General features: G+C 71.6%; 23 protein-coding genes. 14 read left to right on the top strand and 9 right to left on the bottom strand.

The features are described 5' to 3' along the window. Positions 1-42 precede the first annotated feature (42 nt). Positions 43-1,950, bottom strand: coding sequence for a serine/threonine-protein kinase (locus ACFPA8_RS21170; protein WP_386450863.1), 1,908 nt, complete (start codon positions 1,948-1,950; stop codon positions 43-45). 145 nt (positions 1,951-2,095) lie between these two features. Then, a complete protein-coding gene (locus tag ACFPA8_RS21165) occupies positions 2,096-2,962 on the bottom strand; it encodes a menaquinone biosynthetic enzyme MqnA/MqnD family protein (RefSeq protein WP_386450861.1) in 867 nt (288 codons plus the stop codon). Between the two features lie 287 nt (positions 2,963-3,249). On the opposite strand from ACFPA8_RS21165, the gene ACFPA8_RS21160 reads away from it, so the two are divergent. After that, the gene (locus tag ACFPA8_RS21160; RefSeq protein ID WP_028432886.1) at positions 3,250-3,453 is read left to right on the top strand and encodes a cold-shock protein; all 204 of its coding nucleotides are present in this window, start codon (positions 3,250-3,252) and stop codon (positions 3,451-3,453) included. 486 nt (positions 3,454-3,939) lie between these two features. Beyond that, complete coding sequence (locus ACFPA8_RS21155; RefSeq protein WP_386450859.1) at positions 3,940-4,689, top strand: hypothetical protein; 750 nt, start codon at positions 3,940-3,942, stop codon at positions 4,687-4,689. 72 nt (positions 4,690-4,761) lie between these two features. Here ACFPA8_RS21155 and ACFPA8_RS21150 read toward each other — a convergent pair whose 3' ends face one another. Beyond that, positions 4,762-5,214, bottom strand: a complete 453-nt coding sequence (locus ACFPA8_RS21150) for a spore-associated protein A (protein WP_386450857.1) — start codon at positions 5,212-5,214, stop codon at positions 4,762-4,764. A 280-nt stretch (positions 5,215-5,494) separates the two neighbouring features. Here ACFPA8_RS21150 and ACFPA8_RS21145 point away from each other — a divergent pair, with 280 nt between their 5' ends. The 6 genes from ACFPA8_RS21145 to ACFPA8_RS21120 all read left to right on the top strand — a co-directional run bounded on the left by ACFPA8_RS21145 (position 5,495) and on the right by ACFPA8_RS21120 (position 11,849). After that, positions 5,495-6,445, top strand: a complete 951-nt coding sequence (locus ACFPA8_RS21145) for a TetR/AcrR family transcriptional regulator (protein ID WP_386450855.1) — start codon at positions 5,495-5,497, stop codon at positions 6,443-6,445. A gap of 203 nt (positions 6,446-6,648) precedes the next feature. After that, the gene (locus tag ACFPA8_RS21140; protein ID WP_386450929.1) at positions 6,649-7,536 is read left to right on the top strand and encodes a beta-keto acid cleavage family enzyme; all 888 of its coding nucleotides are present in this window, start codon (positions 6,649-6,651) and stop codon (positions 7,534-7,536) included. Between the two features lie 64 nt (positions 7,537-7,600). Next, a complete protein-coding gene (locus ACFPA8_RS21135) occupies positions 7,601-8,698 on the top strand; it encodes a 3-hydroxyacyl-CoA dehydrogenase NAD-binding domain-containing protein (RefSeq protein ID WP_386450853.1) in 1,098 nt (365 codons plus the stop codon). Continuing rightward, on the top strand, positions 8,695-9,174 hold the full coding sequence (locus ACFPA8_RS21130) for a thioesterase family protein (RefSeq protein ID WP_386450851.1): 480 nt from the start codon (positions 8,695-8,697) through the stop codon (positions 9,172-9,174). The genes ACFPA8_RS21135 and ACFPA8_RS21130 overlap by 4 nt, the downstream gene beginning before the upstream one ends. Positions 9,175-9,402: 228 nt before the next feature. Next, a complete protein-coding gene (locus ACFPA8_RS21125) occupies positions 9,403-10,353 on the top strand; it encodes a TauD/TfdA dioxygenase family protein (protein ID WP_386450849.1) in 951 nt (316 codons plus the stop codon). A 224-nt stretch (positions 10,354-10,577) separates the two neighbouring features. Further along, entirely contained in the window at positions 10,578-11,849 is a 1,272-nt protein-coding gene (locus ACFPA8_RS21120; protein WP_386450847.1) for a lipase family protein, read from the top strand. A gap of 63 nt (positions 11,850-11,912) precedes the next feature. Here ACFPA8_RS21120 and ACFPA8_RS21115 read toward each other — a convergent pair whose 3' ends face one another. From ACFPA8_RS21115 to ACFPA8_RS21105, 3 genes are all read right to left on the bottom strand, one after another. Then, positions 11,913-12,110, bottom strand: coding sequence for an ASCH domain-containing protein (locus ACFPA8_RS21115; protein ID WP_386450845.1), 198 nt, complete (start codon positions 12,108-12,110; stop codon positions 11,913-11,915). A gap of 38 nt (positions 12,111-12,148) precedes the next feature. Then, positions 12,149-14,137 (bottom strand): AMP-dependent synthetase/ligase, encoded by a 1,989-nt coding sequence (locus tag ACFPA8_RS21110; protein ID WP_386450843.1) that lies wholly within the window; start codon positions 14,135-14,137, stop codon positions 12,149-12,151. 82 nt (positions 14,138-14,219) lie between these two features. Further along, on the bottom strand, positions 14,220-15,530 hold the full coding sequence (locus tag ACFPA8_RS21105) for an acetyl-CoA C-acetyltransferase (RefSeq protein WP_386450841.1): 1,311 nt from the start codon (positions 15,528-15,530) through the stop codon (positions 14,220-14,222). Between the two features lie 72 nt (positions 15,531-15,602). Between ACFPA8_RS21105 and ACFPA8_RS21100 the strand changes: the two genes are divergently transcribed. Further along, positions 15,603-16,988: a 3-oxoacyl-ACP reductase gene (locus tag ACFPA8_RS21100; RefSeq protein ID WP_386450839.1), complete on the top strand. Its 1,386-nt coding sequence runs from the start codon at positions 15,603-15,605 to the stop codon at positions 16,986-16,988. A 5-nt stretch (positions 16,989-16,993) separates the two neighbouring features. Then, entirely contained in the window at positions 16,994-17,995 is a 1,002-nt protein-coding gene (locus tag ACFPA8_RS21095) for a MaoC family dehydratase (protein WP_386450837.1), read from the top strand. On the opposite strand, the gene ACFPA8_RS21090 is transcribed toward ACFPA8_RS21095, so the two are convergent. Beyond that, positions 17,928-18,551, bottom strand: coding sequence for a TetR/AcrR family transcriptional regulator (locus tag ACFPA8_RS21090; RefSeq protein ID WP_386450927.1), 624 nt, complete (start codon positions 18,549-18,551; stop codon positions 17,928-17,930). The two genes, ACFPA8_RS21095 and ACFPA8_RS21090, sit on opposite strands and share 68 nt — an antisense overlap. Positions 18,552-18,895: 344 nt before the next feature. On the opposite strand from ACFPA8_RS21090, the gene ACFPA8_RS21085 reads away from it, so the two are divergent. The 4 genes from ACFPA8_RS21085 to ACFPA8_RS21070 all read left to right on the top strand — a co-directional run bounded on the left by ACFPA8_RS21085 (position 18,896) and on the right by ACFPA8_RS21070 (position 22,483). Further along, the gene (locus ACFPA8_RS21085; RefSeq protein ID WP_386450836.1) at positions 18,896-19,576 is read left to right on the top strand and encodes a TMEM175 family protein; all 681 of its coding nucleotides are present in this window, start codon (positions 18,896-18,898) and stop codon (positions 19,574-19,576) included. A 136-nt stretch (positions 19,577-19,712) separates the two neighbouring features. Continuing rightward, on the top strand, positions 19,713-20,618 hold the full coding sequence (locus ACFPA8_RS21080) for an MIP/aquaporin family protein (RefSeq protein WP_386450834.1): 906 nt from the start codon (positions 19,713-19,715) through the stop codon (positions 20,616-20,618). Between the two features lie 310 nt (positions 20,619-20,928). Beyond that, positions 20,929-21,468: a hypothetical protein gene (locus tag ACFPA8_RS21075; protein WP_386450832.1), complete on the top strand. Its 540-nt coding sequence runs from the start codon at positions 20,929-20,931 to the stop codon at positions 21,466-21,468. Between the two features lie 124 nt (positions 21,469-21,592). Further along, positions 21,593-22,483, top strand: a complete 891-nt coding sequence (locus ACFPA8_RS21070) for an alpha/beta fold hydrolase (RefSeq protein ID WP_386450830.1) — start codon at positions 21,593-21,595, stop codon at positions 22,481-22,483. Positions 22,484-22,837: 354 nt separating this feature from the next. Here the strand turns inward: ACFPA8_RS21070 and ACFPA8_RS21065 are convergent, their stop codons facing one another. Together ACFPA8_RS21065 and ACFPA8_RS21060 are read right to left on the bottom strand one after the other, a co-directional pair. Then, complete coding sequence (locus ACFPA8_RS21065; protein ID WP_386450828.1) at positions 22,838-24,211, bottom strand: permease prefix domain 1-containing protein; 1,374 nt, start codon at positions 24,209-24,211, stop codon at positions 22,838-22,840. Continuing rightward, on the bottom strand, positions 24,208-24,579 hold the full coding sequence (locus ACFPA8_RS21060; protein WP_386450826.1) for a PadR family transcriptional regulator: 372 nt from the start codon (positions 24,577-24,579) through the stop codon (positions 24,208-24,210). Before ACFPA8_RS21060 ends, ACFPA8_RS21065 begins: the two co-directional genes overlap by 4 nt. Between the last annotated feature and the right edge of the window lie 219 nt (positions 24,580-24,798).

Here is a 24,798-nt window from a genome sequence, read left to right as displayed (position 1 = left end):
GGCTGTTCGGTTTCCCTGACCCGGCCAGCGTACGCCAGGGCCTCATTCCGCCTTCCGGAGCGTCGCCTCGGCCTCGGCCTCCGGCGAGTGCGTGCCGCGCGAGGTGTAGAGGAGCGTGCCGTCGTCGCGAAGGGTGAACTCGACGGACTGCCCGTCGGCGCACACCGCCGGGCCGTCCGGGGCGGACGGCGTCATCCGCAGCCTGCTCGGGGTGACCGCGTCGAGTTCGTAGTCCGCGTCGCACGCCGCGCCCTCCCCGTCCGGGCCGCCGTGTGCCACGCGCTGGCCGGTCCTGCCCTCCTCGATGGTGACGCGCATGGTGCCGGCGGGCTCGCCGTCGCCGAAGGTCGCCCGGCCCTCCCAGGTGCCGACGAAGCCGTCGGGTACGGCCGTTCGCTGCTCTCCGGCGTCCTGGTCGTTCCCGGCGCTCGGGGGTCCGGCGTCACCGGTGACGGGGAGGAGCTGGAAGAAGTACGTGCCGAGAAGGGCGACCGCCAGCAGACACGCGACCGTCAGGACGAGGCTGCAGCTGATCTGCCGCCTGCTCCGCTCCGCACTGGCCGTCAGTGCGATACCGGGGCGGCCCTGTGCACCGGACGGGACGCCGCCGCCGTCCGGTGCGGGCCCCGTGCCCGGCCCGGCCGGCTCCTGTGAGTGCCCCGTCGCGGGGGAGGGCACCTCGGCGGCCCCGGGCGGCGCTGACGGCACGGGCGGCGCGGGCTGCCAGGAAGGCCAGGACCGCTCGGGCCGGCTCAGCTGCCCCGGCTGTTCGGGCTGTTCGGGCCGTTCCGGCTGCCCCGGTCCGTCCGGCGGGACCGCCGGCACCGGGGTCCGCTGCGGCTGCTGCGGCAGCGGGCTCTCGGACGGCGTCGTGAACGGGACGGGCCCGGACTCCGGTCCGGCGTCCGCAGAGCCCCCGACGCCCGTCGCCTCCCTCTCGCCTCCCGCGGAGCCGCCCGTCACACCGCCGCCCTGTTCGGCCGGTTCGAGGTCGAGGAGCTCCACCACCCGTCGGCTGATCTGCTCCACGATCGGTGCGGGCAGCCAGCCGTTCCGCATCATCTCCGCGGAGCCGCCGCCCGGGCCCGCGCCCGCGAGCCGTTCCGCGAGCTGGGCGGGCAGCGGCCGGCGCTCGGGGTCCTTGTCGAGGCAGGCTGCGGCGATCTCCCGCAACTCCCCGCTCATCGCGCCCAGTTCGGGCTGCTCGTGGACGACCTTGTAGAGCAGCACTGCCGAACCGTCCCCGCGGAAGGGCGCGTCACCCGTCGCCGCGTACACCAGCACGGCGCCCAGCGAGAAGACGTCCGAGGCCGGGCCCGTGTCCTCCCCCAGCACCTGCTCCGGGGACATGTAGCCGGGCGAACCGATCGAGGCCCCGGTCGAAGTGATCGACGCGGTGCCTGCCGTCGCACGCGCGATGCCGAAGTCGATCAGCCGCGGCCCACCGGGCGTGAGCATCACGTTGGACGGTTTGACGTCCCTGTGCACCAGCCCCAGCCCGTGCACGTGCCGCAGCGCCTCCGCGAGGCCGCCGCCGAGGATCCGCACGGACCTCTCGGGCAACGGTCCGTGCTCGGAGACGGCCTGCTGCACGGAAGGCCCCGCGACGTAGCCGGTCGCGACCCACGGGGTGGCGGCGTCGGGATCCGCGTCGAGCACGGGAGCCGTCCAGGCGGCGCCCCCGCCGCTGCTGAGGCCGCCGTGACCGCCGCCGCCGGGCGTCTGCGCCTGCGGCGCCGTGCCGGCACGGCGCGCGGACGTCACCTCCCGGTGGAAGCGCCGGCGGAACTGCTCGTCGGCGGAGAAGTGCGGATGCACGACTTTCACCGCGACCGTCCGCCCGCTCGGCGAACGGCCGAGGTAGACCCTGCCCATTCCCCCGGCGCCGAGTCGGCGCAGCAGCCGGTACGGCCCGACCGTGCGCGGATCGTCAGGCTCAAGCGGCTGCATCCGGTTCCCCCCGCCTCATGACTGCCGCACCCAGCTTAGAACCCGGGCCTCGCGAGCGGCGACGCCGCGAAGGGGCCGACGCCGTACGGGCGGGCGCACCGGGCGGGGCGGGGACATGGCGTGCCGGCGCCGGCGCCGGTGCGGCTCAGGCGGGGTCGTGCAGCAGCTCGACCCGTACGTCTGCGGGGTAGTCACCGGTGCCGGCTGTGCGCCGTACGAACTCCGCGACGCCCTTCAGCTGCTGCTTCCCCAGACGGAAGTCCAGCGTCGTGAAGTACCGCTCCAGCACGGGCGGTTCGAAGACCTCCCAGCGCGCGGCGTGCTCCGCGACCTTCGCGACCTCCTCCAGCGCCAGGTCCCGGGAGGAGAGGAAGGCGCTGTGCACCTCCCGCACGGTCTCCGGGAAGCGCGCCAGGTAGTCGCGGCGGACGGCCCAGACCGCCATGACGAACGGCAGGCCGGTCCACTCCTTCCACAGCTGACCGAGATCGTGGACCTCCAGGCCGGGGTCGGGCAGATTCCGCAGGTACGCGCGCAGGCCCGCGTCGCCGATCACGACGGCCGCGTCGGCCTCCCGCATCATGCGTCCGAGGTCCGGTTCGCAGGTGAAGTACTCGGGCTGCACACCGAAGCGTTCCGAGAGCAGCAGCCGGGCGAGGCGGACGGACGTCCGCGACGTGGAGCCGAGCGCGACCCGGGCACCGTCCAGCCGGTCCAGGGGAACGCGGGAGACGATCTCGCACGACATCACCGGGCCGTCGCAGCCGACCGCGATATCCGGCAGCGCCACGAGCTCGCCGGCATTCTTGAGGAATTCGACCAAGGTGACGGGGCCGATATCGAGATCCCCGTTCACCAACTGGTCACTCAGCTTTTCGGGGGTGTCCCGTGTCAGCTCCAGATCGAGCAGGGAGCCGGTGTGAACAAGGCCCCAGTAGAGCGGCAGACAGTTGAGGAACTGGATGTGCCCGACACGGGGCCGGGATCTCGGAAGCCTCGGTAGTGCAGTCACACCCCGGAGCGTACGCCGCCCCCTCCGCGGGCGATGACGCACCCGTGGGGCAGTGGGCGGCACGGGTACACGGCGGGCCCGTCGGAGGGAACGGGGCAGCGCACGAGCGAGATCGTCAGCTCTTCCCCGGCACGTGGGCACCGTGCTAGGCTCGCCGCAAGTTGCAGTTTGGTTTCCCTTGCAGTACAGAGCCTGCGGAGCATGTGACCGCGGGCTCTCGTCGTTTTCAGAGACTTCTTAGCGGGGTTCTGGGAGCAGGGCGACCCTTATAGGCCCAAGGAGGGCTTATGGCTACCGGAACCGTGAAGTGGTTCAACGCTGAAAAGGGCTTTGGCTTCATCGCCCAGGACGGCGGCGGTCCCGATGTCTTCGTCCACTACTCCGCGATCAACGCGACTGGTTTCCGCTCCCTCGAGGAGAACCAGCTCGTGAGCTTCGACGTGACCCAGGGTCCGAAGGGGCCTCAGGCGGAGAACGTCACGCCTCAGTGACCTGAGTCGCACCACCCAAGGAGCCCTCGCCGGCACGGCCGGCGGGGGCTCCTGCCTGTGCCGTCCGGGAGGGGCGGGCACGGCCGTGCGCAGCGGCAGGGCCGCCACCGGCTGCACCGTGAGGCTTCCGCGACCGGACCGGGGCGCTGTTGCGATTCGTTCCAAATCGCTTGGTATATGCGGCGGGTGGTGACCACTGCTTTTGTCAGGTGCTGCTAAGTCGTGCGTTCCCCGGGGTCGCGGAGCCGCTCCGAGAAGTAGTGTCTGTGGGTCCAACAGCGGTAGCGGATCGTGGGGACCGCCCGAACCTGCAGGAGTCTGCGCATGCCGACCACATGCCCGCACTGTGGCACCAGATCGCCCGCGACGGCTGATGCCTGCACGGGGTGCGGCCGTGATCTTTACCGAATCTCGGACGCGGCCGCCGCGCCGGATCACAACTCCGTCCCCGCTCTCTGGCTGAGTCTGCGGCCCAGCCGTCCCTGGATGTGGATCACGACGGGTGCCGTGCTCCTGCTCGTCGGCGCCGGAGCGACGACCGGGCTCATGCTCAAGCACGGCGGCGGGGACGAGGGCCCGACCGAGGACCGGATATCCCAGCACAAGGTGCCGGGCCCGGTGATCTCCATCGATCCGTCGCCGTCGAAGTCCGCCAAGAAGAAGAAGGCCAACAAGCCGCTGTCGGCGTCCTCCTCACCGTCGAAGTCCGCGAAGCCCTCCCCCACGAAGGCCAAGCCGCCCGAGAAGCCGTCCGACGGTCTTCCCGCCGGCTTCCGGCGCGTGAACGACGAGATGGGCTTCAGCCTCGCGGTGATGGACGGGTGGCAGCGCAGGTCGCTCAGCGAGACGCACGTGGACTACGTGCCGCCGACGGGTCTCGAGGTCCTCCGCATCGGAGAGTCGGCCAACGCCCCGAACCCCTCCGTCACCACCTTCCAGCAGACCGAGCAGCAGCTGAGCAGCAACGACCCGAGTTACGAGCGGATCCGCCTCGAGGCCAACACCTTCCAGGGCCGCCCCGGCGCCATCTGGGAGTTCAGGTGGACCACGGCTTCGGGCGAGGTGATGCATGCCACTGACCAGGCGTACATCGCTGCCGACGGCACGGAGTACACCATCTACTTCGAGGCCCGCGACCGGCTCTGGGACGACCAGAACCAGGTGTTCACCACCGCGCTGAACACCTGGCAGCAGCAGGCGAACGGTGCCGCCGGCGCCGCGGCCGAGGACGACTGACGTTCCCTCTGGTCAACCGCCCCCGGCCGCTCTGCGGTCGCACGTCCGCCGGGCCGTGCGACCGCGGTCGTGCTACTTGCGCGTCCCGCAGTTGGAGCCGGCGTTGAAGTACTCCTCGTCGCCGATGACCCCGGCCCACTCGATGCAGTGGCCGGCACCGTCGTCGACGAAGACCGGGCCGGCGTAGGAAGTGAACTCGCCCTCCTCGACGACGGGAGTGGTCTCCTCGTCGTCGAGGAGCACCCGCACGGACGCCGACATGTGGACCGGGTCCCCCGTCTTGTTCCGCACGGTGACGACGCAGTTCTTCCCGGTCGACCTGCTGTAGGTCAGGAAGACGGTGCCGAGGTCGGCGATCCCCGCCTGGTTCACGACGCTGTAGCCCGAGCCGCAGGCTCCGTTGTACGCGGCCCTGGCTGCGGCGCCTTCGGCAGTGGCCGCCGAGGCGGTGCCGGCTGTGGCGACGAGGCCCGTACCGGCGATGGCCGCGACGGCGGCTGCCATGGCGACGCTCTTCGAACGCATCACTGTTCCCCCAGTCATGTCGTTGTCGGTGGTCGATGGTCGGTCGACCCGGACCGGCGGACGGCGCCGCTGATCCAACAGAAGAGACAGGCGAAGTCCGGCGGGGGTTGTACGCGATCCGGGCGGAAGTGACGGGCGATCAGGCCACGCGGATGTGCGCAGAGCAGGACGCGACGACACTGACTGATGCGCCAGTCAGCATCGCAACATCGCACTTTCCAGCAGATCTGACGGCCCGAGCTGTTGCGTTTTCCTCAACACGCCCGTAGCGTCCCCTGCCATGGAGCAGGAGTCCGGAAACCGTGTCGCAGTCGCCGGGAGCACGGGCGGCGTGGCGGTGCGCGTGCGGCAGGTGATCGGCGAAGCCGGTTGCAGCCAGCGGGAGTTCGCGCGCCGGATCGTCATGGACCCTTCGAAGCTGTCCCGTTCGCTGGGCGGCAGCCGCCGCTTCACCGTCGCCGAGCTGGCCCGGATCGCGGACGAGGGCGGAGTCGACGCCGCCTGGTTGCTGGGCTCCGCTCCCGCACCGTCCGGGACGGGCGGAACGGGCGGGACGGGAGCGGGCGTCCCGGTCGCCCGCGGCGCCGCCCGCTCCGGCGGGAAGCCCGAGGGCGGGCGTCCGCTGCAGATCGTGAGGGAGACGGTGCGGCTCATCGCCGAGCACGGCTTCCACTCCGTACGCGTGGCGGACATCGCCGAGGCCTGTGCCACGAGCACCGCCGCGATCCACTACCACTTCCCAGGACGTGCCGAACTCCTCGAAGCTGCCGTGCGCTGGTGCATGGACGAGGACACCGCACGGCGCGCGGCCCGCACCGCGGAGGCGGCCGACGCCGCCGGCGAGCTGCGCCAGCTGATCGAACTGCAGACGCCCCGGACCGCGCAGCAGCGTCGGCAGTGGCTGGTCTGGCTCGACCTGTGGGCGGAGGCGGCGCGCTCGACAGCCATCGGCCGGCTGCACGTCGAGTACTACCGGCAGTGGCGTACGACCGTCGCGGACGTCATCCGGCGGGGGATCGCGCAGGGCGTCTTCCGGGACGTCGACCCCGAGTTCAGCGCTGTGCACCTGACCGCGCTGATCGACGGACTCGCCGCGCAGGTCCTGGCCGCGTCGGAGCCCGGTGGTGAGGAGGACCGCAGCGCGAGCGGCACACACGGCATGGACGCCGAGGAGATGCGCACCGCGCTGCTCGCGCACGTCGAGGCCCGGCTCGCCGTGACCGGCGAATGACCGGCGAATGACCGGCGAATTGACAAGCGAATAGGCCACACCGCACCGGTCCGGCACACGAACCCCGTCCAGTCCCGTCCAGCCCTTCGCACCCACCGCAGCCCGACCGTCCCGACCCTCCCGAGCACCGATCACCGAGTCCCGAGTCCCGAGCACACCGACGCAACCGGCGAGCCCCTACGAGCGGAGGAACCGCCATGCCCATGAACGACTCCGTCATCATCACCTGCGCCCTCACGGGCGCCGGCGACACCGTCGGCCGCAGCCCGCACGTCCCCGTCACACCCGAGCAGATCGCCAGTTCCGCGGTCGAGGCGGCCGAGGCGGGAGCCGCCGTCGTGCACGTCCACGTACGCGAACCCGACACGGGAGTGCCCTCGCGCGATCCCCGCCTGTACCGCGAGGTCGTGGAGCGGATCAAGGAGACGGGCACGGACGTGGTCGTCAACCTCACCGCCGGGATGGGCGGCGACCTCGTCATCGACCCCGGCGAACCCCTGAAGCACCTGCCCGGGACGGACCTCGTGGGCGGCATCGAACGGCTCCCGCACGTGGAGGAGCTGCTGCCGGACATCTGCACGCTCGACTGCGGCTCGCTCAACTTCGGCGAGGGCAGCAACCTCTACATCTCCACGCCCGACATGCTGCGCGCGGGCGCCAAGCGCATCCAGGAGCTCGGCGTACGCCCCGAGTTGGAGATCTTCGACACGGGTCAGCTCTGGTTCGCCAAGCAGCTGCTGGAGGAGGGGCTGCTCGACGACCCCACCGTCTTCCAGCTGTGCATGGGCATCCCGTGGGGTGCGCCGGCCGAGCCGGGCGTGCTGAAGTCCATGGTCGACTTCCTGCCCGCCGGGGCGCAGTGGGCCAGCTTCGCGCTCGGACGGATGCAGATGCCGTGGGTGGCGCAGTCGATCCTGCTCGGCGGCAACGTACGGGTCGGCCTGGAGGACAACCTGTACCTCAGCAAGGGGGTCAAGGCCACCAACGCCCAGCTCGTCGAACGTGCCGTCCAGATCACCGAGTTGCTCGGCGCGAAGGTCGCCACGCCCGACCAGGCACGCGAGCGGCTCGGACTGAGGGCCCGCGCCTGAGCAGGCCCTTCGTCCGGCCGCAGCAGCCGACATCCGCACCACCGACCCTGAGGACGCCGCCGGCATGACCGCCACACCGGAACCCGCACCCGAATCCGCTCCCCGCCAGGCCCGGCCGCCGTACCCCGCCCCCTGCCCGCCCGACGCCGTACGCCGCGTCGCCTGCGTCGGCGCCGGGGTGATCGGCGGCGGCTGGGCGGCGCACTTCCTGGCCCGGGGCTACGACGTCACCGCCTGGGACCCCGCGCCCGACGCGGAGCAGCGGCTGCGCCGCCTCGTCGACGCGGCCTGGCCCGCGCTGCGGCAGCTCGGCCTGCACGCGTCGGCCTCGCCCGAGCGGCTGACCGTCCTGCCCACCCTCGAAGAGGCCGTCGCCGACGCCGAGTTCGTGCAGGAGAGCGCCCCGGAGAAGCTGGACCTCAAGCGCTCCCTGCTCGCCCGCATCGACGCCGCCACACCCGCGGGCGTCGTCGTCGCCTCCTCGACGTCGGGCTACCCGATGACGGACATGCAGGGCGAGGCGGCCGATCCGGGCCGTCTCCTCGTCGGACATCCCTTCAACCCGCCCTATCTGATTCCGCTCGTCGAGGTCGTGGGCGGGAAGCTGACGGAGCCCGGCGCGGTCGACTGGGCCTCGCGCTTCTACGAGGCCGCCGGCAAGTCCGTCATCACCATGGAGCGCGAGCTGCCCGGCTTCATCGCCAACCGCCTCCAGGAGGCCCTGTGGCGCGAGGCCCTGCACATGGTCGCCAACGGCGAGGCGACCGTGCAGGAGATCGACGACTCGATCACCGAAGGCCCCGGCCTGCGCTGGGCGTTCATGGGCCCCTGCCTCACCTTCGCCCTCGCGGGCGGGGAGGGCGGCATGGCCCACATGCTGGACCACTTCGGCCCGTCGCTGAAGTCGCCGTGGACGCGGCTGGAGGCGCCCGAGCTGGACGCGTCCCTGCGCGACGCGATGGTCGAGGGCTGCGACGCTGCCGCCGCCGGACGCTCCGTCGCGCAGCTCGTCGCGGAACGGGACCAGGGCGTGATCGACGTACTGCGCGCGACGGGGCGTCTGCCGCAGGGCGGTTCACAGCGGCAGGACGCCCCGGCAGACTCCCCCGGAGCGGGGACGGACACAGGGGGAGCAGAACCGGCCGAGGGAGAGCAGCGATGAGCACGGAGCGGGTCCCCGACCACCGGGCGGTCGTGCTGCCGGAGTGGGTCGACTACAACGGTCACATGAGCGAGGCGTTCTACGTCCTCGTCTTCGGGCACGCAACCGACGCCATGATGATCGAGACCGGGATGGACGAGCCGTACCGCAAGCGCAGCGGCTGCTCCCTCTACACGGCCGAGGCGCATGTGCGCTATCTCCGCGAGTTGCCGGAGGGTGCCGAACTCACCGTCCGCACAAGGGTGTTGGGTGTCGACGCGAAGAAGGCCCGGCTCGTGCACGAGATGTACGAGGGCGGTCCCGGCGGTGGTGAGGCGGCGCCTGTCGCCACGACGGAGCTCCTGATGATCCACGTCGACCAGCAGGCCGGCCGCGCCGCGCCCTTCGCGGAGACGGTGCGTGAGCGTCTCGCGTCGCTGGTGGAGGCGGCACCGGAGTGGGCGGGCCGCTCGATCGTGCCGGTGCCCGAGGTGTGACCACCCCCGCCCCCTGCACGGTTCACATACCGGACCGGCGTTGACGCCGGCCGGTGCCCACGCCGAGAATGCCGTCATGATCCCTCACACCTCCTGCCCCCTGGGCCGCCTCGGCGTCCCGTGGCGGCGCGGGTGTGAGCGCTCCGGTCTGTAGCGCGGCGCGTCGAGCGCCTCGCGTTCGAACGCCCCCGGTTCCCCCGACCGTTCGCAGACTCCGAAGGATCATCCATGACCGCCGTCACCCCGGACACCCCTGTCTCCGGCCCTTCCGTCCTCCGCGAGGCACGCGTCCCCGCGGACGGCATGTACGAAGGCCGCCGCACCCTGCGCCGCCTCCCCGAAGGAACCGGGGAGCGTCCCTACGAGCTCTTCGAACTCGTCCCCCAAGGGCCCCTCATCGGCGCGGAGATCCGCGGCGTCGACCTCTCCCGTCCCCTCGGCCCCGCTCTCCGCGAGGAGCTGAACAGGGCACTGCTGGAATGGAAGGTGCTCTTCTTCCGCGGCCAGTCCCTCACCTCGCAGCAGCAGCGCGACTTCGCCGCGCACTGGGGCGAGCTGGAGACCAACCCGCTGCTGGCCCGCGGCTCCTCGGAAGAGGTCGTACGGTTCGACAAGGGCGGCAGCTCCACGCCGACCTTCGAGAACGTATGGCATGCGGATGTCACCTTCCGCGAACGCCCGGCGCTGGGTGCCGTGTTGCAGCTGCACGAGGTGCCCCCCTTCGGCGGGGACACCATGTGGGCGGACATGGCCGCCGCGTACGACAACCTGCCCCGGACGGTGAAGGCCCGCATCGACGGGGCCTGGGCCGTGCACGACTTCATCCCCGGCTTCGCCCGCTTCTACGGGCCGGAGAAGCTGATCCCGATGCAGGAGCAGTTCCCTCCCGTGAAGCACCCGGTGGTGCGTACGCACCCGGAGACGGGCCGGCGGATGCTCTTCGTCAACACCTCCTTCACCACGCACATCGAGGGGATGGACCGCGCGGAGAGCGACCGTCTGCTGAGCTACCTCGTCCGGCAGGCCCACGTTCCGGAGTACCAGGTGCGGTTCCGCTGGCAGGCCGGCGACGTCGCGTTCTGGGACAACCGCTCCACCCAGCACTACGCGGTGGACGACTACGCGCCGCACCGCCGGGTCGCCGAACGCGTGGCCGTCGCGGGTGACAGGCCCTTCTAGGCCCTGTCTCACAAATCCCGCCTTGCTCGCGACGCGGGTGACGCCGGGGAAGGCCACCGGACGACGCCGCCTCCGGGACGACCGGCGACGAGCGGACCTGCCGGGAAGGACGCGGATTGCGCCAACTCTGACAAGGCTCGTGCGAGACCTCTTCCCGGGATACTTACGGGTCAGTAGTTTCCCTCCCAACGAGCCCAGCATTTCTGATCGTTGGGAGACCCCCCATGCAGTTCCCCACCCGCAGCAGAGGCACCGGAAAGGCCGGTGCGAGCGGCAGAGGCAGCATCCGAGGCAAGGCGGTCACCGCGCTGGCGGTGACCGCCTTGTGTGCGTCGGGCCTCGCCGCCGCGCCCGCAGCCGCAGCCGCACCCGCAGGTCCGACGTCCGCAGCGCCCGCCACATCCGCCAAGACCGCGGCCTCCGCCGCCGCTCCCGGCGACGTCATCAGCTCGGAACCCACCGAGTTCAAGGTGCTCGGGGTGCCCACCCCCACGCACGCCTGGAAGATCCAGTACTCCTCGACGGACGCGAAGGGCCAGGCGAACACCGTCTCCGGAACCGTCCTCGTCCCGCTGGGCGAGTCCGACGGCCCGCGTCCGCTCGTCACGTACGCCCTCGGCACCGTCGGCATCGGCGACCAGTGCGCGCCGTCCACCCAGTTCGCCAAGGGGACGGCCAACGAGGCCGCGCTGATCGAAGGCGCTCTGCTGCGCGGCTGGGCCGTGGCCGTCACCGACTACGAGGGCCTCGGCACTCCGGGCACCCACACCTACACCGTCGGCCGCGCCGCCGGTACGGCCGTCCTGGACGTCGCCCGTGCCGCCCAGCGTCTGCCCGAGGCGCAGGAGAAGGGCGTCACGGCCGAGTCGCCCGTCGGCATCATGGGCTACTCGCAGGGCGGCCAGGCCAGCGGCTGGGCGGCGGAGCTGAGCAGCTCTTACGCGCCCGAGCTGCAGGTCAAGGGCACCGCCAGCGGCGGCGTGCCGGCCGACCTGCCGAAGGTCGCGGAGTACAACGACGGCGACGCGGAAGCCGGACTCGTGCTGATGTCCGCCATCGGTCACGACGCCGCCTACCCCGAACTCGGCCTGGACGGCTACCTCAACGACGAGGGCAAGCGGATCGCCGGGATCATGAAGGACGGCTGCCTCGCCGAGTCCTCCGAGGCGGGCGCGAACAAGTCCATCGAGGACGTCACCGTGAGCGACCCCAACCAGGAGCCGGACTGGCAGCAGCGCCTCGCCGAGGACAAGCTCGGCACCAAGGCGCCTGGTCACCCGGTGTACGTCTACCACGGCGAGGGCGACGAGATCATCCCGCACGAGGTCGGGCAGCAGCTCCGCGCGGACTGGTGCGCGAAGGGCAACACCGTGCAGTGGAAGAGCTACCCGCTCGCACCGCACGCGGGCACGGCCATCCTCGCGTCGATCCCGGCGATGAACTGGCTCTCCGACCGCTTCAAGGGTGAGGCCACAGAGGGCAACTGCGGCAGCTGACCAGCGAGACACGAGACCGCCCGCCCCGTCCCCCGGCCCCGCTGACGTGCGCCCCGGCGTCCGTCAGCGGGGCCGCAGCCCTTCCACCAGCCGGAAGCGTTCCAGGACGACGGGCGTCGTGTCGTCGACGGTGAAGGTCTCGTCACCGAGCCCGGCGCGCAGCAGGCTCGCCGTCGCCGTCCTCGTGCCGTCCAGGACCGCGGCGACCAGCCGGTCACGCAGCGGCCCGGGAAAGGCGAACTCCGCGCGAGGGAGCGGCACTCGACCGCCCGGGTCACCATCCGGCGGAGCAGAGGCCGTCACGGCGGCCCGGCCCGGCCCTCGCGCTCCTGGGTGCGGACGTCCTCGTACAGCGCCGCGATCTCCCTCTCGAAGTCCCGTACGATCGCTGCCCGCTTCAGCTTCAGCGAGGGCGTGAGGTGCCCGCCCTCCTCGGTGAAGTCGTGCGGGAGCACGGCGAACCGCCGGATGGACTCGGCACGCGAGACCATCCTGTTGGCCTCGTCGACGGCCTGCTGGAGGTTCTGCCGCAACTCCTCGTCCTCGACGAGCTGTTCGGGCGTCAGTCCGGTCTTCTTGTGCATCTGCTGCCAGTGGGCGAGCCCGTCGGGCTCCAGCGTGAGCAGCGCGGTGATGTACGGACGCTCGTCGCCGACGACGAGGCACTGGCTGACCAGCGGGTGGGCGCGCAGCCAGTCCTCCAGCGGTGCCGGGGCGATGTTCTTGCCGCCGGAGGTGATGATGAGGTCCTTCTTGCGTCCGGTGATCGTCAGGTAGCCGTCCTGGTCGAGGGCGCCGAGGTCCCCCGTGGCGAGCCATCCGTCGTCGCCCGTGCCCGGCACGGCGGTCTGGCGCTGCTGGTCCCAGTAGCCGCTGAAGACGTGCGGTCCCCGCAGCAGCACCTCGCCGTCGTCCGCGATGCGCACGGCCGTGCCCGGGACGGGCCAGCCGACCGTGCCCAGCCGGGGCTTGAGCGGCGGAGTGCAGGTGGAGGCGCCGGTGGTCTCGGTCAGGCCGTACCCCTCGAAGACGGAGATCCCGGCCCCCTCGTAGAACGCGGCGAGCCGCGAACCGAGCGGTGAGCCTCCGCTGATGACGTAGCGGCACCTGCCGCCGAGCGCGGCCCGTATGCGCCGGTAGACCAGCAGGTCGTACAGGCCGCGTGCCGCCTTCAGTCCCTTGCCGGGACCGTCACCGCGTCCGTGCTCCTGCGCCTCGACGGCCTCGCCGTAGCGGCGGGCGATGCGTGCGGCCCGGTCGAAGGAGGAGGCGCGGCCCATCTTCTCGGCCGTGGCGCGGCCCGTGTTGTAGACCTTCTCCAGCACGTACGGGATGCCCAGCAGGAACGTCGGCCGGAAGCCCGCGAGGTCGGCGAGCAGCTCGTCGGTCTGGATGCTCGGCGCGTGCCCGAGCCGCACCCGGGCCCGCATGCAGGCGACGGCCACCATCCGTCCGAAGACGTGCGAGAGCGGCAGGAAGAGCAGCGTGGCGGCGGGGTCCTTGCTGACGGACTTGAAGACGGGGTGGAGCAGTTCGATGTCGTTGTCCACCTCGGCGAAGAAGTTGCCGTGGGTCAGCACGCAGCCCTTCGGCTGGCCCGTCGTGCCGGAGGTGTAGATGAGGGTGGCTGCGTGCTCCGGGCCGATCAGGGCGCGGCGTTCGGCGACGGCGTCGTCCTCGACCGCTCTGCCTTCGTCCGCGAGCTGCGAGAGTGCGCCGGCGTCGAGTTGCCAGAGGTGTTCGAGCCGGGGCATGGCGCCGCGTTCCGCGGAGAGCATCCGGCCCTGTTCGACGTTCTCCACGGCGCAGGCCCGTGCGCCCGAGTGCTGGAGGATGTAGCGGGCCTGCGAGGCGGAGGATGTCGGGTAGATGGGGACGGTCACCAGTCCCGCCGCCCATCCCGCGAAGTCGAGCAGCGTCCACTCGTACGTCGTCCGGGCCATGATGCCGATGCGGTCGCCGGCTTCGAGCCCGAGGGCGATGAGCCCCTTGGCGGCGTTCAGCACCTCGCGCGCGAAGTCCTCCGCGGTCACGTCGCGCCAGGTTCCGTCCGGACGCTTGCGGCTGAGCACCGCCTCGGAGGGCGCCTCCCGGGCGTTGACGAAGGGGATGTCGCCGAGGGAACCGCTCGTGACCGGCGGCGCGAACCGCGGCACGGCGACCTCCCGTACGACGCCGGAGACGGTCTCCTTCTCGGGTTCTACGAGGACGGGCGCGGCAGCTTCGCCGGCGACGGCGCTGCCGGGGGCGGCTGCGGACGCAGCCGGGCCGACGGGGCTGGACGACATGAGCGGCTCCCTCTCCATGGCGTGCCTCGGGCGAGGATCGAGGAGATGCCGATCCCCGGTGACGAAGAAGTGCGGAGGGCGGTCAGGCCCTCTCGAGTACGGCCGTCACCCCCTGTCCGCCTGCCGCGCAGATGGAGATCAGGCCGCGTGCACCCGGCTTCGCTCCCGCACGCTCGGCCAGCAGCTTGGCGAGAGTGGCGACGATGCGGGCGCCGGTCGCGGCGAAGGGGTGGCCGGTGGCCAGGGAGGAACCGGCGACATTGAGGCGCTCCCGGTCCACGGGGGCCAGTCCGCGCTTCTCCCAGGCGGCGAGTGTGGCGAGCACCTGCGAGGCGAACGCCTCGTGGATCTCGAAGAGTTCGAAGTCCTCGATGCCGAGCCCGGCCCGCTCCAGCATCCGCGGGACGGCGTAGGCGGGCGCCATCAGCAGCCCGTCCTCTCCGGGCCCGCCGTCCTCGTCGTAGAACTTCACGGCGCCCGTCTCGTACACCGACAGATAGGCCAGCGGCCTGTGTCCGTGCTGCTCCGCCCACTCCTCGGCGGCCAGCAGCACGGTCGCGGCGCCGTCGGTCAGCGGGGTGGAGTTGCCGGGCGTCATCGTCGCGTCGGGCTCGCCGGTGCCGAACACCGGTTCCAGCTCGGCGAGTTTCTGCGTGGTGGTGCCGGGCCGCAGGTTCTGGTCGCGGGCGAGGCTGCGGAACGGGGTGACGAGGTCGTGCAGGAATCCGCTGTCGTAGGCGGTGGCGAGGTTGCGGTGGCTGGCGGCGGCGAGTTCGTCCTGTGCCTGCCGGGTGATGCCCCACTCGCGTGCCGTGCGGGCCGCGTGCTCGCCCATCGAAAGACCGGTGCGGGGTTCGGCGTTGCGCGGGATCTCGGGGACGAGGTGCCGTGGCCGGATGCGGGCCAGTTCCCTCGCCCTCTCCTGGAACGTCTTCGCCCTCCGGGTGGCCAGCAGGATGCGGCGCAGTTCGTCGTTGACGCCGAGGGGCGCGTCGCTCGCGGTGTCGGAACCGCCGGCGATGCCCGCGTCGATCTGGCCGAGCGCGATCTTGTTGGCGACGGCGATCACGGCCTGCATGCCGGTGCCGCACGCCTGCTGCATGTCGTAGGCGGGCGTACGCGGGTCGAGCCGGGAGCCGAGGACCGTCTCGCGGGCGAGGTTGTAGTCACGGCTGTGCTTGAGCACCGCGCCCGCCACGAACTCGCCGATGCCGCGCCCGGCTTCGCCGTCCAGTCCGTACCGGTCGACGAGCCCGTCGAGGGCCGCCGTGAGCAGTTCCTGGTTCGAGCAGGTGGCGTACGGGCCGTCCGAGCGCGCGAACGGGATGCGGCTGCCGCCGATCACCGCGACACGGCGCGTAGTGCCGGAAGACATGAGGCCGTTGGAACTCATCCTCGACCAAACTCCTGACCTGAAAGTAACCTTACTCTGAAGTAAATTTACGCGAGCTGGAGGGATTGGGGAATGGCTGACCGCTATCTGCATTGGACCAACACACGGCCTGGCCGTCTCCTCACCCGCGGCCTCGGCCTCCCCCGGCCGGTACCGCTGCACCGCTGGTCCGCCGAACAGCCCGTGCTGCAGGGCGGCGCGCTGCTCCATCTTGCTCCCGCGCCGCCCCGGGGCGGCACCCGGCACACGAAGGAACTGACCGCGGCGCTGGAAGGCACCGGCCTGCCCGTCCGCACGCAGGCGGAACCGGGCACGCGGTACGCCGCGGCAGTCGTCGACGCCACGGGGATACGGACGGTCGCGGAACTGCGCGGTGTTCACGGGAGCCTCCACCCCGTGATGCGCTCGCTCGCGGAGTGCGGCCGCATCGTGGTCCTCGGTACGACACCCGAGGCGGACGACCACCGGCAGGCGGCGGCGCAGCAGGCGCTGGAGGGCTTCGTACGCTCCCTCGGCAAGGAGACCGGCGGCGGCCGCACCGCACAACTGGTGCGGCTCGCGCCCGAAGCCACAGCGGCGCAGGCGGAGTCCACACTCCGGTTCCTGCTCTCGCCGAAGTCCGCCTACGTCAGCGGCCAGGTCGTCGAGATCGGCGGCGCGCCCGCCGCCCCGGCGGGGGACCGGCCGCTGCCCGTGACCGGCGGCGAAGGCGGCTGGGAACGCCCGCTGCAAGGGCGTACGGCCCTCGTCACCGGCTGCGCCCGCGGCATCGGCGAGTCGGTCGCCGCGACCCTGGCACGGGACGGCGCACACGTCCTCTGCCTGGACGTCCCGCAGGCGGAGGACGACCTGAAGCGCGTCGCCGGAGCGACCGGTGGCACCGCCCTCCCCCTCGACATCACCGCGGACGACGCCGGAGCCCGTATCGCCGCCGCTCTGCCCGCCGACGGCCTGGACGTCCTGGTGCACAACGCGGGCATCACGCGCGACCGCCGCCTCGCCAACATGAGCCCGGAGCGCTGGGACTCGGTACTGGAGGTCAACCTGGACTCCGTGCTGCGTACGACGGACCACCTCCTCGCCGAGCAGGCGCTGCGCCCGGGTACCGGCCGAGTCGTGGCCACGGCCTCGATCGCGGGCATCGCCGGCAACGTCGGCCAGACCAACTACGCGGCGAGCAAGGCGGGAATCATCGGCTTCGTACGCTCCCTCGCACCGCGTGCGGCGGCGGAGCACGGAGTCACCGTCAACGCCGTCGCACCCGGCTTCATCGAGACGAAGATGACGGCGGCCGTCCCCTTCTTCATCCGCGAGGCCGGCCGCCGGATGAGCAGCCACTCCCAGGGCGGTCTGCCCGTGGACGTCGCCGAGACCACGGCCTGGCTGGCGAATCCCGCCTCGTACGCCGTGAACGGCCAGATCGTGCGGGTCTGCGGTCAGTCCCTGCTGGGAGCGTGAGCGTCATGACCGCCGAGCGACGCGTCACCCGCCTGTCCGCCCCGCCCCGCCTGCCCGCCGTCCTGGCGCGGGGAGCCTTCACCTCACCGGCGAAGCGCGGTCCGTACGGCGGCGTCCGGCTGCCCGACGAGCGGCTCGTCCTGCCGGACGCCGCCACCGACACGCGGCACCTGCGCGCGTACGCCCGCGTCTGCGGCTTCCCCGAGCCCGGCGAGGGGACGCCGCTGCCGCCCAGCTGGCCACACGTCCTCGGCTTCCCCCTCGCCATGCGGCTGATGGCCGGGCGGGCCTTCCCCTTCCCGCTGCTCGGACTCGTCCACACCGGCATCGAACTCACCCAGCAGCGCGCAGTACGGGCAGCGGACCGGCCGGAGATCTCCGTGCACGCCGAGCACCTCGCACCGCACAGGCGCGGCACTCAGTTCGACGTCGTGACCGAGGCCCGGCTGGACGGACGGCTCGTCTGGCACTCGCGCAGCACCTACCTGTGCCGGCACGGCGGCCGTGACCGGCAGGAAGGCGGGGCCGGGGGTTCCGGCCGGGACGACCGGCCGGAACCCCCGGCCCCGCTCCCCGTCCGCGACCACTGGAGGCTGCCCTCCGCTCTCGGCCGCCGCTACGCGTCCGCGTCCGGCGACCGCAACCCCATCCACCTGCATCCGCTGACGGCGAAGCTCTTCGGCTTCCCCCGGCACATCGCGCACGGCATGTGGACCTTCGCACGGGCCCTCGCCGCCACCGGTGCGGCCGTGGAGGGCGAACAGGTCTCCGCCCGCGCCGAGTTCAAAGCACCGGTCCTGCTGCCCACGGCCGTCGCCTTCGGCTGCGACGAGCCCACCGCGTCCGCCGGGTCGTACCGGGCGCCGGTGCGCGTCCACCGCTTCGAGCTGCGCAGCGGGAACGGCGAGGGCGACGGGAGCCCCGGGGGACGGCTGCACCTCACCGGTGAGGTGACCAGCGAGCGCCTTCCGTCATCCGCCCGAGACCGGTCCAGCAGAAATTCATGAGCGTCGCCGCGGTCTCCTTCGCCGACGGAGCGTCGCCCTCACGGGCGTTCGCCCACTCGGCGAGGGACTCCGCGGCGCCGACCATGGCGTGTGCGAGACCGGACACCTCCCGCTCGGCGAACTCGCTGTCACAGCCGGCGTCCGTCGCGGCCCGGCTCAGCAGCAGCCGCACCAGCTCCGTGATCTCCGCCCGCATACCCGCCACTTCACGCGCGAAGGGCTCTCCCTGGGTCGCCGCCCTGTGCAGCACCGCCCAGCCGTCGGGACGTGCCGCCGTGTGTGCGAAGAAGGCGCACAGCCCTTTCCACAGCTGCTGTTCCGCGGTGACGTCGCGCTCCTGGGTGCCGCCCCGTACGGCCTCGACGAGCGCGGCACGCTCCCGCCGCAGGCAGGCGGTGAAGAGGTCCTCCTTCGACTTCAGATAGAGGTACACCAGCGGCTTGGAGACCCCCGCCTCCTCGGCGATGTCGTCCATCGACGCCGCCTGGTAGCCGTGCCGCGCGAAGCCCACGACAGCGGCGTCCAGCATCTGCCGCTCCCGCACCTCCCGCGGCATCCGCCGACGGACCGCACCGTCCTTGCTCCTGGTCCCCACCTGTGTGCCCCTTCACCGCATCTCCCCACGGGCTCCTCGGACGTAAGCGTACGCGGACGCTGGGTCATCGCACCGGGGAGCGCAGGGTTGCCCGGAAAGGCGCTCTTGCACAGCGGGGGCCGGGCGGGCCCCCGACGGTGCCGAGCCGGGCGGTGCCCTCGACAGTGCCGAGCCGGACGGGGCCGCAGCGTGCGGTTCCGAGCGTGCGGGGCCTTGCGGCCGCCGCCTCGGCACTTCGTGTGGGTCTCCGCCCGGGGCGGCGCGTACAAGCCGGGCGGTACGTCCGCAGCTCTACGATCCCGGACGTGGACCACACGCGCGCCGCCGCCCCGGACAGCGGCGGTATCGAGCGCCTGGAGAACCTCTCGGACGGCGTCTTCTCCATCGCGATGACGCTGCTGGTACTGGACATCTCCATCAGACGGGGACTGAGCACCACGGGCTTCGAGGAAGCGCTGCACCGGACGCTCCCTCACATCGCCGCGTACGCGCTGAGCTTCGCCGTGATCTCCGACTTCTGGCGGGACCACCGCCGCATCCTCTCCCGCTTCCCCGTCCTGGACGGCAAGGTGACCGGGCTGACCCTGCTGGGCCTGGGCCTGACCGCCGTACTGCCCTTCCCCACCGCGCTGCTCGCCGAGTACAGCTCCCAGCCCCTGGCTGTCGCGACCTACGGCTTGAGCGTTTCCGCGCAGAACACCGTCCATCTGGCGCTGCTCCTCACCTCCCACAAGCGGCTCGGGCCGCCCTCCGGCCGTACCGACCGGAGAGTGCGGCGGCTCGACGCGGCCGACCTGGCCTCCACCGTGCTGGTGTTCGGCGTGACCGTGCCCCTGGCCTTCGTCTCCCCGAGCCTCGCCAAGTGGGTGTGGCTCGCGCTCTTCCCGGCCAAGTTCCTGATCGGCCGAGGCCGGCGGCGTCTCGCACAGGCGTCCGCCGCCGGTGCCGGCTCCGCCCCCGCGCCGGGTCCCGGCGCCGACTCCTGACCCATTCGTCATACCCGTACGCCATCGGATTGACATACCGGGTGACGCGCCCTCAGGCGCACTTCGCCGCGATGCCCCCTGCTTACGGTTTCAAAGAGGGGCGGACAGGGCTGATCCATCCGATTAAGGAGAGCCGATGGCTGAGCAGAGTGCAGAGCGCGGTACACGCCGACGCGGTTACGGGGAAGGTCTCACCGGTGAGCTGCTCGCCGAGTTCCTGGGAACCCTTGTTCTTGTCCTGATCGGCTGTGGCTCCGTGGCTGTCGCTGTCGTCGGTCTTTCGGGATCAGGCCGCCAGGCCGGGGAGTTCGGCCCCGCCAACTGGCTGATCATCTCCTGGGGCTGGGGCCTGGCCGTCGTCTTCGGCGTGTACGTCGCCGGCGGCATCAGCGGCGCCCACATCAATCCGGCCGTCACCCTCGCCTTCGCCGTACGGCGCCACTTCTCCTGGGGGAAGGTCCTCCCGTACTGGGCGGCACAGGTCCTCGGCGCCTTCGTCGCCGCCGCCCTCGTCTACGCCGCGTACCACTGGGCGATCGACGCGTTCAACGCGAAGGAGGGAATCGGACGGGAGGAATCGCTGCCCACCTACTCCATCTTCGCCACGTTCCCCGCCGAATACTTCGGCGGTTCGCTCTGGGGCCCCCTGGTCGACCAGATCATCGGCACCGCCATCCTGCTGCTGCTGATCTGCGCCATCATCGACCAGCGCAACACGGGCCCGATGGCCAACCTCGCCCCCTTCATCACCGGCCTCGTGGTCGTCGCGATCGGCCTCACGTTCGGCACGAACGCCGGGTACGCCATCAATCCGGCCCGCGACTTCGGGCCCCGGCTGTTCACGTTCTTCGAGGGCTGGGGCGCGATCGCCTTCCCCGGCAAGTTCGACTGGTTCAGCAGCTACTGGTGGATCCCGATCGTCGGACCGCTCATCGGCGGCATCATCGGCGTAAAGGTGTACGACTTCTTCATCGCCAAGGTCATCAGCGACCGGGGCCCGGAGGAGCAGCCGGAAGGCCGGGTCCCCGAGCCCGGGTTCTGACGCCCCGGCAGCGCGGAGCCTGTACGTACGGCCGCGAAGCCTCTCGAAGCCCTCTCGAAGCCTCCGGCGCCCCGTGGCCCCGGACCTGAAGCCCGCCCGTCGAAGACCTCCGTGCGCGGAACCCTCCCCGTCGCGCATGGAGGTCTTCGGCATGTACGGGGCTCATCCGCTCGACGGCGCGCTCTTCGTCCTCCCTCTGCTCGCGCCCCCCTTCGGGCCAAGCAGTGCACGCGCGGCGTGTGCCGCCTCGCCCCGGTGCAGGGAGGGGAGAGCATGAGCGTCCATCCGCCCATCTCCCCGAGGCGACGCGATGCCCCACCCCGGCGGCCCCGTCCCGCCCTCCACCGGCGAGTCGTCCCGGCGGTTCCGGCGTCACCGGCCGCCCGAACAGGTCTTCTTCAGCGGCACGTACGGGCTCGTGCTGGCGAGCACCCTGTCCGCGGCACTGGACGGACAAGGCGAACGGCCCGACCCCGGCAACGACTTGCTGTGGATCCTGCTCACAGTGCTGGCGGGGGCCGCCGCCCACGGCTACGCCCACGTGATCGCCGGTCGCTCCGCCGGGCACGCGAGGGGCCCCGCAGCGGCGTTCCGGACCGTGGCTGCGGAGTGGCCGCTGGTCGCCGCCGCACTTCCCACGATGGCCATGCTGCTCACCGCATACGCGGGCTGGTGGCCGGAGGCCACTGCGGTGGAGACGGCCCTCACCTTCAACACGGCCGCGCTCTTCGGTGCGGGGGCATGGTCGGCCCGCATCTCGGGGCGCAGGTGGCCTGCGGCGTTCCTCGCCGGGACCCTGGACATGGCTCTCGGGCTGCTCGTCATCGTTGCCGACGTCGCCCTCAGATGACCGGCCGCCCTCGGACGACAGGTCGCCGTGCCCGGAGCAGGAGCCAGGAGCCCTCTCTGCACACGGAACTCCGCGGAGCAGGAAAGCAGTTGCTCCTGTTGTCTTCCCGTGAGGAGGTGCGGAGATGATCGGGACGGAGATCGAACTCCCCGTCGTGGACGGGGTCTTGTCGGGCGTCGACTTCGGCGGCCGGGGCAGAGGCGTGCTGCTCGTCCACGGCAGTGGACAGAACGCCGCTGCCTGGGCGGATGTGGCCTCCCGTCTGGTGCACCACTGCCGTCCGGTCGCCGTCGACCTGCGCGGTCACGGGCAGACCCGGCTGGCCTCCACCGGGCCGGAACAGTATTGGCAGGACCTCGGGAGCGTCGTCACGGCGCTGTCCTGGGACCGTCCCCTGCTGGTGGGTCATTCCAGCGGCGGCTACGCGGTGACGGCGGCGACCGCGAGCGGGCTGCTGGAACCGGCGGCCCTCTGCCTCGTGGACGGCATGGTGCTCAACGACCGTGACACGGCGCTCGCCTGGCACGCCACCGCGCGGACCACCGAGGCGGCGGACCGTCTGCGGACCAGGTTCCGCTACGGCTGGAAGGCCGACTCCGAGCAGATGGGGGCCTACGTCGACGAGTGCGAGCGGACATCCGGGGAGGACCCGCTCAACGCCGGAGCACGGCCCGGACTCGTCGGCGAGGTCGCGCGGCGCTCCTTCCTCCGCCGGGGCGGCCGGTGGGTCCGGCAACCGGTGATCGGGGAGATCGCGGCTGTCAGCGACGTGGAGCAGTGTGCGGAGGTCTTCCCGAGCAACGACGTGTACGACCGCGTCGCCTCTCCCATGACGATCGTGCTGGCCGGCGAAGGCTCCTACGCCGCGCGCCGCGACGAGGTGCAGGCCATCGCCGACGCGGCCCCCGGCCGGAGGCTGATCGACATCCCCTCGAACCACAACGTCCCCATGACGAGGCCGGCAGAGCTCGCGGCGATCATCCTGGATCTCGTCGGAGACCGCGTGTCCGCCTGACCGATCGCGGGACCTCGACGGGCGGAGGGAGCGCCCCGGACTCCCTGCGCGCTGCACAGCGGCTGCACGCTCCGGGCCTGCCCCGGCAGGCGGCACGTCCGGGAGGAACCCACGACACCTGGCGCCCGTACGGAAACAAACAGGCCGCCGAAGACGGGCCTCGGCGGAGGCCGACCTCGCACCGCCTCCGGTTCCGGGGCGGACGCGAGCGAGGACATGATGCTGCCGGACCCGGCAGGCCGGACCCGGCAGCATCACGGTCCTGAGCAGCGGTGATGCCGGGTCGACTCCTCGGCTCCTCGGCTCCGCGGCCCCACAGTTCCGGGCTCCGGGCTCCGGGCTCCCCGGCTCCGGTCAGAGGTAGCTGAACAAGGGCGGAAAGACCAGGGCCACGATCCAGGCCCACGCGGCGTACACCGGCAGATAGCCCGTCTGCCAGCGCTCGAGTGCCGCGAACGGTGTCCGCCGGCGGACGAAGCTCAGCATCAGCCACGCCGACCAGGCGAGGTTGGCCAGCAGGACGACGTTCTCTCCCAGCGCCGCGGCCTTGTTGGGTGTGGTGCCGTACTCGTTGATCCGCCCGGTGATCTCCAGCAGCACCAGCACGTCGATGACGAGTGCGCTGACCACGAGGATGAGCTGCAACTTGTCGAACACGTTGGGCGGCGCCAGCGGATCGCGGGCCGAGAGCGAGTAGAGCAGCAACCCCAGCACCACGGCCAGCAGCAGGTCGAAAAGGATCAGCGCTTCCCGCTCGATGTCGATGCCGGCGCCCGTCCAGCCGAAGGCCACGAGGAAAGCAAGCAGCACCAGGGCGAACAGCGGGGTGAACAGCCGCGCGAGCACCGGGGCCATGTTCTCGACGACGCTCTGCTTGGCCTCGACGAGCCACCCCGCCACGACGACCGCGGCCACGCCGCCGCAGGGAAGGACCCACTGCGCGATGACGTCCTCCGGGACGATCCCGATGGCCTCGAAGGTCCCGAAGACGAAGGCGATCAGCACACCGCCACCGGCGGCGATGAGGGCGAGGTAGACGAACCACTCGCCGGTGAAGCGGATGAAGTCCATCCGCCGGCGTGACGAGCGCACGTCGTCGGCCACATAGGCCAGGCCGGCCACGAACCACAGTGCGATGGGGAGATGGATGGCGGTCAGGACCACCGACTGGGAGTCCTCCGCGAGCGGATAGACGTTGGCCGCCACGGCGCCGAGAGCGAACAGCGCCAGCAGTGCCCCGACGAGCCCCTGCCCTGCCCGGCGGCGCCAGGCGAGCAGGCCCGCCAGCCAGGGAAGCGCGAACAGGCTGACGTTGCGTCCGTAGAACGCGCCATCGTGTTCGAAGCTCATCCCGAACAGTTCCGGCACCTTGACGGATATCGCCGCGCCCGCCGCGCAGACGACCATCGCGAGCAGATCACGCCGCGACCGGGTGTCCGCCCCCGTGCCGTCGGTCTCGCCCGTCAGCACGAGTTGCTTCCACAGCCGTTCGGAATGTTCCCGGGCGAACTCCCGGGACAGGTCGTCCAGGCCGCCCATCCGTTTGACCGCGACCAGGAACGCCTCGTCGGCCCGCAGGCCGACCGCGATCAACTCGTCGACCGAACCCCGGAGATGGTCCTCGAGCTCTTCGGCATCGGACTTCCGCAGCTCCGGACGCCGCTCCACGTAACTCCGCCACTGCGCGAACTGGGCCTCCAGTTCGTCCTGGCCGTCCGGCGGGGTCATGCCCGGCCCTCCAGCGGCAGCGCCGACAACGTTCCTCCGCCGGGGCCGAGCCAGACCTGCTTGAGCGCGTCCACGACCGTGTTCCACTGACGGCGCTGCTCGGCGAGTTCGGCGAGGCCGCTGTCGGTGATGCGGTAGTACTTGCGCCGCCGCTCCCCCTTGACCGACTGCCAGCTCGACTCCACGTGCCCGAGGCGCTCAAGCCTGTGCAGCAACGGGTAGAGCAGCCCCTCGGTCCAGTCCAGCTCTCCGCCGGACAGCTCGTTGATCCGTCTGAGGATGGCGTAGCCGTAGCTCTCCCCCTCGGACAGGATGCCGAGCACCATCGGTGTCGCCGAGGCGGCCACAAGATCCTTGGTGACTCTCACGAGACCTCCCTGCCTCATACCTAGATCCGTGATGCATAGTAGTCCTAGGTATTCCCGCGGCACAAGGAACCGGCCGGCGGCCTGAGGGCAGGTCCGCCTCTCACCTCGCGCCACCGGCAGACGGCTTGCCCGCGACGTTCGCCGCCCCGCACCAACTGCGCATGTTGCGCGGAGCGTTCTGCGACCGGGAAGCACCGGACGGGACGGGCACCGGGCCGT

Source organism: Streptomyces ovatisporus (assembly GCF_042653885.1).
GTDB lineage: Bacteria > Actinomycetota > Actinomycetes > Streptomycetales > Streptomycetaceae > Streptomyces > Streptomyces ovatisporus.
This window is presented reverse-complemented; position numbering and strand designations above follow the sequence as displayed.

What these genes read in the sequence shown, in the direction of transcription:
- ACFPA8_RS21170 (WP_386450863.1), bottom strand. Translation starts at nt 1,950, where the DNA reads ATGCAGCCGCTTGAGCCTGACGATCCGCGCACGGTCGGGCCGTACCGG.
- ACFPA8_RS21160 (WP_028432886.1), top strand. Translation starts at nt 3,250, where the DNA reads ATGGCTACCGGAACCGTGAAGTGGTTCAACGCTGAAAAGGGCTTTGGC.
- ACFPA8_RS21155 (WP_386450859.1), top strand. Translation starts at nt 3,940, where the DNA reads ATGTGGATCACGACGGGTGCCGTGCTCCTGCTCGTCGGCGCCGGAGCG.
- ACFPA8_RS21150 (WP_386450857.1), bottom strand. Translation starts at nt 5,214, where the DNA reads ATGCGTTCGAAGAGCGTCGCCATGGCAGCCGCCGTCGCGGCCATCGCC.
- ACFPA8_RS21145 (WP_386450855.1), top strand. Translation starts at nt 5,495, where the DNA reads ATGGAGCAGGAGTCCGGAAACCGTGTCGCAGTCGCCGGGAGCACGGGC.
- ACFPA8_RS21140 (WP_386450929.1), top strand. Translation starts at nt 6,649, where the DNA reads ATGAACGACTCCGTCATCATCACCTGCGCCCTCACGGGCGCCGGCGAC.
- ACFPA8_RS21135 (WP_386450853.1), top strand. Translation starts at nt 7,601, where the DNA reads ATGACCGCCACACCGGAACCCGCACCCGAATCCGCTCCCCGCCAGGCC.
- ACFPA8_RS21130 (WP_386450851.1), top strand. Translation starts at nt 8,695, where the DNA reads ATGAGCACGGAGCGGGTCCCCGACCACCGGGCGGTCGTGCTGCCGGAG.
- ACFPA8_RS21125 (WP_386450849.1), top strand. Translation starts at nt 9,403, where the DNA reads ATGACCGCCGTCACCCCGGACACCCCTGTCTCCGGCCCTTCCGTCCTC.
- ACFPA8_RS21120 (WP_386450847.1), top strand. Translation starts at nt 10,578, where the DNA reads ATGCAGTTCCCCACCCGCAGCAGAGGCACCGGAAAGGCCGGTGCGAGC.
- ACFPA8_RS21110 (WP_386450843.1), bottom strand. Translation starts at nt 14,137, where the DNA reads ATGTCGTCCAGCCCCGTCGGCCCGGCTGCGTCCGCAGCCGCCCCCGGC.
- ACFPA8_RS21105 (WP_386450841.1), bottom strand. Translation starts at nt 15,530, where the DNA reads ATGAGTTCCAACGGCCTCATGTCTTCCGGCACTACGCGCCGTGTCGCG.
- ACFPA8_RS21100 (WP_386450839.1), top strand. Translation starts at nt 15,603, where the DNA reads ATGGCTGACCGCTATCTGCATTGGACCAACACACGGCCTGGCCGTCTC.
- ACFPA8_RS21095 (WP_386450837.1), top strand. Translation starts at nt 16,994, where the DNA reads ATGACCGCCGAGCGACGCGTCACCCGCCTGTCCGCCCCGCCCCGCCTG.
- ACFPA8_RS21090 (WP_386450927.1), bottom strand. Translation starts at nt 18,551, where the DNA reads ATGCCGCGGGAGGTGCGGGAGCGGCAGATGCTGGACGCCGCTGTCGTG.
- ACFPA8_RS21080 (WP_386450834.1), top strand. Translation starts at nt 19,713, where the DNA reads ATGGCTGAGCAGAGTGCAGAGCGCGGTACACGCCGACGCGGTTACGGG.
- ACFPA8_RS21075 (WP_386450832.1), top strand. Translation starts at nt 20,929, where the DNA reads ATGCCCCACCCCGGCGGCCCCGTCCCGCCCTCCACCGGCGAGTCGTCC.
- ACFPA8_RS21070 (WP_386450830.1), top strand. Translation starts at nt 21,593, where the DNA reads ATGATCGGGACGGAGATCGAACTCCCCGTCGTGGACGGGGTCTTGTCG.
- ACFPA8_RS21065 (WP_386450828.1), bottom strand. Translation starts at nt 24,211, where the DNA reads ATGACCCCGCCGGACGGCCAGGACGAACTGGAGGCCCAGTTCGCGCAG.